Annotated in this window: 6 protein-coding genes; 3 read left to right on the forward strand and 3 right to left on the reverse strand. The window is 63.0% G+C overall.

What is annotated here, in order from left to right:
• The 3 genes from EN935_RS22090 to EN935_RS22100 all read right to left on the reverse strand — a co-directional run.
• Positions 1–869 (reverse strand): histidine kinase dimerization/phospho-acceptor domain-containing protein (locus EN935_RS22090; protein ID WP_281040352.1); only part of this gene is annotated, 869 nt, incomplete at its 3' end.
• 149 nt (positions 870–1,018) lie between these two features.
• Complete coding sequence (locus EN935_RS22095) at positions 1,019–1,825, reverse strand: class I SAM-dependent methyltransferase (protein ID WP_109664970.1); 807 nt, start codon at positions 1,823–1,825, stop codon at positions 1,019–1,021.
• 167 nt (positions 1,826–1,992) lie between these two features.
• The gene (locus tag EN935_RS22100) at positions 1,993–2,910 is read right to left on the reverse strand and encodes a polyprenyl synthetase family protein (protein WP_109664974.1); all 918 of its coding nucleotides are present in this window, start codon (positions 2,908–2,910) and stop codon (positions 1,993–1,995) included.
• A 222-nt stretch (positions 2,911–3,132) separates the two neighbouring features.
• Between EN935_RS22100 and EN935_RS22105 the strand changes: the two genes are divergently transcribed.
• The 3 genes from EN935_RS22105 (at position 3,133) to EN935_RS22115 (ending at position 4,865) form a co-directional block, all read left to right on the forward strand.
• A complete protein-coding gene (locus EN935_RS22105; protein WP_109665474.1) occupies positions 3,133–3,894 on the forward strand; it encodes a transglycosylase domain-containing protein in 762 nt (253 codons plus the stop codon).
• 141 nt (positions 3,895–4,035) lie between these two features.
• Entirely contained in the window at positions 4,036–4,218 is a 183-nt protein-coding gene (gene rpmF / locus EN935_RS22110) for a 50S ribosomal protein L32 (RefSeq protein ID WP_008834724.1), read from the forward strand.
• 245 nt (positions 4,219–4,463) lie between these two features.
• Positions 4,464–4,865, forward strand: coding sequence for a hypothetical protein (locus EN935_RS22115; protein ID WP_013529226.1), 402 nt, complete (start codon positions 4,464–4,466; stop codon positions 4,863–4,865).
• Positions 4,866–4,926: the final 61 nt, after the last annotated feature.

Consider the following 4,926-nt stretch of genomic DNA (forward strand, 5'->3'; position numbering starts at 1 on the left):
AGGATGTCGTTGATGATGGTGAGCAGCGCATTGCCGGATTTGACGATGACGTCGGTGAAGGTCCTCTGGCGCGCCGTCAAATCGGTCTTGGCCAGCAGTTCGGCCATGCCGAGCACGCCGTTCATCGGCGTGCGGATTTCGTGGCTCATATTGGCCAGGAATTCCGACTTGGCGCGGTCGGCGGCCTCGGCCTTGAACAGGGATTCGGCGGATTCGGCAAAGGCGCGGCGGATCGCCACTTCCATCGGGCGGAAGATCCAGAAGGCGACGATGGCAAGGGCTGCGAACAGGATGCCGCTTGCCCACAACAGCAGCCTGTCTGAGGAGGCATCGGCCAGTTGGCGCTCATCGTCCATGGCGGTGCGGACGCGGACCAGCATGGGCTGGGCGAACAGGTCGTTCTGGTTGCGGATTTCGCGATAGCTCCACTCGTCGACCTTCTGCGCCACCGACATCAGGTTGAAGTTGCGCACCATGTCGCGCGGCGACCAGAACAGGTCGCCGTTGACGGAAGTGGATTGGAGTTCGTTGACGGTCTTGGTCGACAGGCGCGGCTTGATCGCGGCAAGCTGGGCGGTCAGCGTCTCGATCTCGCCGGTCAGGCGTTCCGAATGGCCGCGCGCCGATGTGGTCAGCGCATCGCGTGTCTCCGCCCGCCAGGCTGTGCCGGTCGTTTCGGCAAAGCTGGTCGCGTTGCGCAGGTCGCGGGTGAAGATGACGAGGTTGCTGCTCAGCGCATCGATGTCACGGCGAAAGGAATTGACACGATCGAGCGCAATCACGATGCCCGCGGAAGCCAGCGCGAAGATCAGCAACCCCGAAATATAGCGAATCCGGACTGACCGGATGAAGGACGAATATTCCGGCATGCGCAACCCCAACACATACGCACCATTTTAATGGTCGGGATTACGCTTCATTTACATTAAAATTTCGTGTGGATAGGCGAGCCATGCGAACCGCCGGATGGATGACAGCTTCTTGACCCTGACAATCCTTCCGAGGTCACTTTCGGGTCTCAGGCCGCCACGGCGACGAGGGCGCGGATGCGGCCACTCACCGGGCCCTCCCCGAACCGTTTCCCCATGGCATTCGCCACGTATCGCGTCGCCTCCTCCAGCGAGCCGCCGCGCGCCTCGATCTCGGCACGCAGGGGTGTGCCCTGGCAATAGGCCGCGGCCGCCTCATAAGGCGACGGAGCGGCACTCACGGCATCCAGAGGCTCGATGGTGACGTCACGGAACCCGGCGGCATGCAGGTCGCCACGGACGGCGTCCGCATTGTGATAGCCGTGCGGCGTCCTCGCCATGAAGCGCGGCGGATCGGTGGGGAAGAAATCGCCGAGCGCCCGCGTCACTTCATCGGCGAACTCGTTCTCTTCGATGGCGCCCCAGACGTTGAACAGAAAATGCCCGCCCGGCCGCATCACCCGCCGCGCTTGGCCGTAGGCGCCTACCCGATCGGGGAAGAACATCGCACCAAATTGGCAGACCACGGCGTCGAACTGTGCGTCCTCGAAGGGCAGCGCCTGGGCATCGGCCTGCTGCCAGATGATCCGAGGATCGTCCGCCATCCGCGTGCGCGCGTGGTCAAGCATGGGCTGGTTAAGATCGGTGGCCACGATGCGTGCTTTCGCCGGCAGTCTTGCTGCGAGCGCACGTGTTACCACACCGGTGCCCGCAGCCACTTCGAGCACCGATTGCGGTCCGAGTTTCGACGCCCGCTCCGCCAGATCCCGCGCATATGGCTCGAAGATCAGCGGCACCATCGCCCGGTCGTAGACCTCGGCAATGGAACCGCTGAACAGCTTGTCGGTGGTCGACATGGCATCCCTCCAACTCTGTCCGCACCGCGTGGTTGCCGTGAGGATGGCAAAGCGATGTCGATCCTCTGCTTCGGCAGGCTTCCGTTCAAGTTCAATCTCTGAACCGGTCGGCGGGGACGAGCGTGCTTTGATCAGCGATCAGCTCGATGTCTTGGTTGGCCCCGACCTCAGCTGTTACGCACCGCCACGAATGTCGCCGCTTCCTTCAGCAACTGGGCATCGTCGCCATAGGGCTCAAGCAGTGCATGCGCCTGTTCGACGAGACCGTGCAGTTGGCTGCGCGCCCAATTCGCGCCATGCAGCGCGACCAGCGTCGCCTTGCCGGCGGCAGCGTCCTTGCCGGTTGCCTTGCCCATCTGGCTGGCATCGGCGGTCAGGTCGAGCAGGTCGTCGGCGAGTTGGAAGGCAAGACCGATCGCGGAGCCGAATTCGGCCAGCCGCTCCCGATCCTCGGCAGGAGTGCCGGCGATGAGGGCGCCTGCCTCGCAGGCAAAGCGGATAAGCGCGCCGGTCTTCATCGCCTGAAGCCGGATGATGCCGGCCTCGTCCGGTGGGTCCTGTTCGGCTTCGAGGTCGAGCTTCTGGCCACCGACCATGCCACCTGCTCCGGCCGCGCGGGCAAGCGCCAGCACAAGGGCTGCCCGCCGCTCCGCCGGCAGCGTGGTCGCCTCGCCGGCAATGATGTCGAAGGCCAGCGTCAGCAAGGCGTCGCCGGCCAGGATGGCGGTTGCCTCGTCGAAGGCCTTGTGCACGGTCGGCTGGCCACGGCGCAGATCATCGTCGTCCATGGCGGGCAGATCGTCGTGGATCAGCGAATAGCAGTGCACGCATTCAAGCGCGGCGGCGACGCGCAGTGCCGCCTCGCCGTCGGCGGAAAAAAGTGCCGCACTTTCCATGACCAGGAAGGGGCGCAGGCGCTTGCCGCCATTGAGCACGCCGTGGCGCATCGCCGCCATCAACCGGTCGGGCCGGGCGATCTCGCCCGAAAGCGCGCGGTCGTCGAGCAATCGCCGCAGAAGCACCTCGACGGCGGCAGCCCGTCTGATGAGTGCCATTTCGAACGCCATTTCGTCGTCATTCGTCATGGCCGGGACCGGTAGCCGACACTCAGACGTTGCGCAAGAAGGCAAGCGCCATTATGCCGGAGCAGTAAGAGCCCGTTTGGAAACTCTACTCCTGCGGTCATCTGAAGGCGTTTTCTGCGCTTCCGGTGCTCACGTACTCAAATGTACGCTCCGCTCCGGTTCTCGAAAACACCGTCATATGACTCACAGGAGCGAGTTTCAAAACGAGCTCTCTGGCACGGGTTGGGCGGCTTGGCGGAACCGATCGTCGATCATGAAACCGAAAAGCTGGACATGGCGACGAGATCGCGAGGCGTAAACCGCCGCGGTCTCAAGCGCTGGGTCCGGCGCGGCATCGTCGTGGCCGCGGTGCTGGCTTTGATTCCGGTCGTGCTGACGTTCCTCTATCTGCCATCCTTCGTGCATCCGGTCTCGACGCTTATGCTGAAGGACCTGGCGACGTTCTCCGGTTATGACCGCCGCTGGGTGTCGATCGACGATGTGTCGCCGGTGCTGGCCAATTCCGTCATCATGTCGGAGGACGGGCAGTTCTGCTTCCATCGTGGCGTCGATCTCGGCGAGCTGCGGGGCGTCGTCGACGACGCGCTGGCCGGCGAAGCAACGCGCGGTGCCTCGACCATCACCATGCAGACGGTCAAGAACCTGTTTCTCTGGTCACGGCCGCTGGGCTCGGTGCGCAAGGTGGTCGAACTGCCGCTGGCCGTCTATTTCGATGCGGTGATGTCGAAACGGCGCATCATGGAAATCTATCTCAACATCGCCGAGTGGGGGCCGGGCATCTACGGCATCGAGGCCGCGGCACAGCATCATTTCGGCGTTTCGGCAAAACAGCTGTCGCGACGGCAGGCTGCACTTTTGGCCGTTTCCTTGCCAAATCCGATCGCCCGCAACCCGGCCAAACCCGGGCCGGGCCTGAGAAGACTCGCCAACCTCATCGAGCGCCGGGCTGGTCGTTCGGGCGCCTATGTCGGTTGTCTCCGCTAGACAACTCAAAAAAATTCGCGGCAGTGCTGGCCAAAACGGCACAGGGCGTGTATAGGCACCCGACTTTCTCAGATTCCGGCCCCGACATGGCCCTTTCACGAGGGCGGGCGGGGCTTTTTGACCATGTAATGGAGCATATCCATGGCCGTTCCGAAACGAAAAACCTCTCCGTCCAAGCGCGGCATGCGCCGCTCGGCCGACGCTCTCAAGGCCCCGACCTATGTCGAGGACAAGAATTCCGGCGAAATGCGCCGTCCGCACCACATCGACCTGAAGACCGGCATGTATCGCGGCCGTCAGGTGTTGACGCCCAAGGAAAGCTGAGACCAGCTTTTCCAAAGGTTTGAATTACAAAAGGACCGGCCAGTGGCCGGTCCTTTTGCGTTTGGGGGCCGGGTGGCGCGCATCTCGAAGCGTGGGCGGCAATCGTCGCAGCTCTCCAGCCGAGCAACCGGCTGACATGGTTGTTGCGTGCGGTCTTCGACCGTGTTCAGGGCTGCTACCGAAACATCTTGACGGCGTGCCTGTGGCGCATTCTACAAAGGATTGCCCCCACATGGAGACGCCAGATGTTCGGTGCCATTCCGCTGCTGATCGTGCCTTTCGTGCTCTACAATCTCGGACTGCTGGGAATATTCGGCAGCGGTGACGATCCGTGGGCGAGCGAGGTCTTCTCGTTCAGCATGATGTCGGGCGGCGTGTTCTCGATGACGCTTGGCGATCTGATGGTGCTGATTGGGCTGATCTTCCTGTTCCTCGAAATGGCGAAGTCGGTGCGCACGACCAATGCCTCGATCATGGACCACCTTCTGTCGACGCTGGTCTTCGTGGCGTTCCTGGTCGAGTTCCTGCTGGTGAAGGGCGCCGCCCACTCCGTCTTCTTCACGCTGATGGTCATCGCGCTGTTCGATGTGCTGGCCGGATTCGCGGTGTCGATGCGGTCGGCCAGCAGAGACATCAATCTGAATTAGAGCCGGCGCCGACGCCAGCGCTCAGCCCGGATCGGCGGTAAAGCCGGCTGCCTCGATGCCG

This window comes from Mesorhizobium sp. M7D.F.Ca.US.004.03.1.1 (assembly GCF_003998635.1).
GTDB lineage: Bacteria > Pseudomonadota > Alphaproteobacteria > Rhizobiales > Rhizobiaceae > Mesorhizobium > Mesorhizobium loti.

Excerpts from the sequence above, each read along its gene's own strand:
- EN935_RS22095 (WP_109664970.1), bottom strand. The coding sequence starts at position 1,825 with ATGTCGACCACCGACAAGCTGTTCAGCGGTTCCATTGCCGAGGTCTAC.
- EN935_RS22100 (WP_109664974.1), bottom strand. The coding sequence starts at position 2,910 with ATGACGAATGACGACGAAATGGCGTTCGAAATGGCACTCATCAGACGG.
- rpmF (WP_008834724.1), top strand. The coding sequence starts at position 4,036 with ATGGCCGTTCCGAAACGAAAAACCTCTCCGTCCAAGCGCGGCATGCGC.
- EN935_RS22115 (WP_013529226.1), top strand. The coding sequence starts at position 4,464 with ATGTTCGGTGCCATTCCGCTGCTGATCGTGCCTTTCGTGCTCTACAAT.